The sequence below is a fragment of the Maribacter aurantiacus genome (genome assembly GCF_005780245.1).
GTDB classification, from domain to species: domain Bacteria; phylum Bacteroidota; class Bacteroidia; order Flavobacteriales; family Flavobacteriaceae; genus Maribacter; species Maribacter flavus.
The window spans coordinates 1-3,579 of record NZ_VBUK01000023.1; the positions used below are offsets into that span (position 1 = coordinate 1).

Consider the following 3,579-nt stretch of genomic DNA (forward strand, 5'->3'; position numbering starts at 1 on the left):
TCCATCATAGTTATCTTGCTAGTATTGTTTGATAATCTGAATTCAGTAGTATCGTTTTTTAGCTGACGCACAACGGTCTCGTGTATGAGCAGTAGCGGATTTAACCCACAAAACTGTCAAATTACACTGACCTTAAATTTACACTTTTTAGTTTCAAAATAGCACAGAACCCGCTATTGCTTATACACATTGTTAGCCACTGGCTTTTTTCTTTCTGCGTTGGAAAAGCCATACTCTTTTGCAATTTTTGGCTTGTGTGTCGGCTGAAGCGAATTGCAAATGTGTATGGCTTTAGCGTTGGTTTATTCACTCGGAATTCTAAACCGAACTCCTACATACAATTCTCTCCCGCGAGTTGGTCCCCAAACTGAACTTGTGTCAAAAAACTGACCGAATGGGTCTTGCCAACCTATAATCGGTCGTTCTTGCCTAAAGTCAAAAATGTTTTCGCAACCTGCATACAATTCAAACTTTTTCAGGTTGTATGTAAATTGAGCATTTACAAGCACATAATTTTCTGAAAAGTCAGGTCGTTGAAATTCTGGTGGATTGCTCTGCGTATTTGGCAATCGTTGTTGACCGTACCAATGGATATTCATATCTACGTGATACTTTTTGGATAATGGTTTGTAGCCTAAAGTCGTTACTACTTTATGTCTTGGATTGAATGGCAATAGCACTTTTTGTCCGTCAATTTCCCGATAAACATCTAAAAAGCTGTAGCCTGTTTTAAATTCAAACTGTCGCCAAAAATTTAGATAGACTTCTGCCTGAAATGTATTGCTTACGCTCTTTCCTGAGAAGTTTTCAATGATTGCCTTTGTTGGGTCTGTATCGTAATCGGGAAATATTTGGTTCTGAAAATCAGTTCGGTAATAGTCCGCACTAAAAAAACCTGTAACATTCTCGCCATTGAATTTCTGTGTAAGATTAATACCTGTATTCAATGCTTTTTCAGGTTCAAGTTGTTCTGAAAAAACAATGTCTCGTGAACTTACCAATAAACCAATATTTTCACTAAACAAATTGACCGTTCGCCATCCTGTTCCAATGTTTGCACGTACAATGGTGTTTGGTGCAATATCATATTTTAAAAGTGTTCTTGGCGTTACTATTGTGCCAAATTGATTGTGATTATCAACTCGTATTCCTGCAATCCAAGTCAGTTTATCGTTGAGTAACTTTAAGGTATTTTCTGCAAATACACCTGCAATGTTTTCGTTTCGCAAATAATTGCCTGCATACGTTCTTTGCAAGTTGTTATTTGTAAAGGAAATATCTTCATCCAAATTCAAATGACGAAAGCTAAACCCTGTCTTTAGCGAGTTGTTGCCGTAATTGAATTCATATTGAAGGTTTCCATAAAAGTTGGTCTGGTTGGCATTATACTTTACAGTTCCGAAGTAGGATTTTTGGTCTTGATAAAAACTTGAAGCGAATAAAACAAAATTGTGTTGGTCGTTTAAGCGGTAGCCTGTTTTCGTCCAAATTTCGGGCTGATTGATATTTACCGTTTGTCCATAAACTTCTGTACTTCCTTTATCATTGTTTTCGTTAAAACTGGTTTGTCCGCCAATCCGCTGTTCGTTTACATATCGCAATCCTATTCGGCTGTTCCAACCCCAATCTGCGTCATTTCCATATTTTAGTTTATTGGAAACCATATATCGAGTAAGTTTTGGTAAGTCGAGAAAATTGTCGTTATCCCTGTCAAACTCATTCGCTGGTTGCACCGTATGAAGAGCTGTCAAGTTGCTCCATTTTCCTTTTTTTATTGCATAATTGGCGTTCAAATGCTTTTCTGAAAAGCTGTTGATATAGGCATTTAGCAAAAGTTTGTCGGTTTTGTCAGGTTCTTTGGTCTCTACATTTATTTGTCCGCTCATACTCTCAAAACCTTGTAAAACGCTGTTTGCCCCTTTTGAAATGTAAATGTTATCTACTAAAGTTCCTGGAATACTGCTAATCCCATATGTATAGGTCAAGCCCTGTATCATTGGAAAACCATCAATCAAAACTTGATTGTACACGCCTGAAAGTCCAAGAATACGAAGCTCTTTTGAATTTGTTATGACGTTTGTGGTTTGTGGTTGAACAGTTGTTTGTGTTTCAAAGCATCCTGCCAAATCACAACAAGCGGCTTTTCCTAATTCGGTTTGCGTAATCTGTTCTGTCTTTATTGGATTGAGATTTGAAATAATTACTCCGTCTCGTTGTCCTTTTACAACCACTTCATCAAGCTCTTGAGACTGCTCTAACTTAAACTCTACAAATGTTTGGTTCGTTATTTCTATGGTGTCTGCAATATGTCCGACATAACGAGCTATCAGAAGTTTAGGCGAAATATCCTTTGTAGTAAGTTCAAACTCGCCTTTAATGCCTGTTGTTGTGCCAATGGTTGTGTTAGCCCAAAAGACACTCGCTCCAACAAGAGGTTCGTTTTTTTCGTTGGTTACCTTTCCTAAAATACTTTGTGCAAACAAGGCATACGGAAACAGCAAACCAACAATGAATATATATTTTTTCATTGTTTCTTTTTTAAATGAGTTGAAAAGCAAAGCGTAATTCAATTACGCTTTGCCTTAAATCTGTTTACTGCTTTATTTTGTATGGTCTTTCGTCAGGATTTTCGCAACTTCCTGTATTTTGAATTGCTGAATGTATTTCCTTTTCTGTAATCAGAGCTGGATTATACACTATTTCAAATGTGGTTGTTGGTCCTGTTTTTCCTGCTTTGCAAGTGCTTACACCTTTTAGTTTCTCGACATTTGCCGAAATCATTTTTAGGTCTGTCGAGCAAGTAATGCCTTTAACTTTGGTTGTTAAAGTTTTTGTGGTGTCCGCAATTTGCACTTTTTCTTTTGTCGATTGTGCAAAAGTTACTGTTGTTGAGGCTAACATAAATGTGATAGCCATAACGAAAATATTAGAAAATTTCATTTTTCTGAATTTAAATTGTTTAACTAAAAGTTGAACCGAAGTTTCGGTTCTTTTCTGTGGTCGAAAGTGTTGTTAAACAAATTGTGGCGGTTGCCAAAAGTCAGAAATGAATTGAGAAGCTATAAATGATTGGTATCCGAAGAACTCTTCGGTTGAAAAATCAGTCTGTAACGCTGGAAAAAAAGGTGTACTAACACAAATCAAAAGGCAAGAGCCACAAATTTGAAATGGATTACACATTCCGCTATCTTTTTGTTCGTTCTGATTTTCTGAATTATGATTGTCAGAAATTGGATTACACTTACTACTGCTACAGCAAGTCTGTTGGGTTTCTGACGAAAACGGAATAGCATCAATCGCTGGTTTTACCGAGAGAAAGATTACCGTGAAGGCTAATATGTAAGTTAAAATTTTCATCAGATTGTTGCAAAGCTACAAAATTTCAATGAGTTTCCTTTCGAGCGTTGGCGAAAAACAGCTCTTTTGGTTTTTTCTGCGTTGGCTTTCGTGTCGGCAAAAACCAAATGTGCTGTTTGTGCGGCTGGCTTTTTAGCTTGTGGCTAACGGTCTCGTATAACCGTCAGTTACGGGTTTTAAGTTACTATTTTTCGGTTAAGCACCCACGCTCGCAATTCCGAG

Annotated in this window: 2 protein-coding genes; both read right to left on the minus strand. The window is 37.1% G+C overall.

The window, feature by feature from the left end:
* Positions 1-302 precede the first annotated feature (302 nt).
* Positions 303-2,528, minus strand: coding sequence for a TonB-dependent receptor (locus FEK29_RS17785; protein ID WP_138259783.1), 2,226 nt, complete (start codon positions 2,526-2,528; stop codon positions 303-305).
* A 64-nt stretch (positions 2,529-2,592) separates the two neighbouring features.
* On the minus strand, positions 2,593-2,940 hold the full coding sequence (locus FEK29_RS17790) for a hypothetical protein (RefSeq protein WP_138259784.1): 348 nt from the start codon (positions 2,938-2,940) through the stop codon (positions 2,593-2,595).
* Positions 2,941-3,579 lie beyond the last annotated feature (639 nt).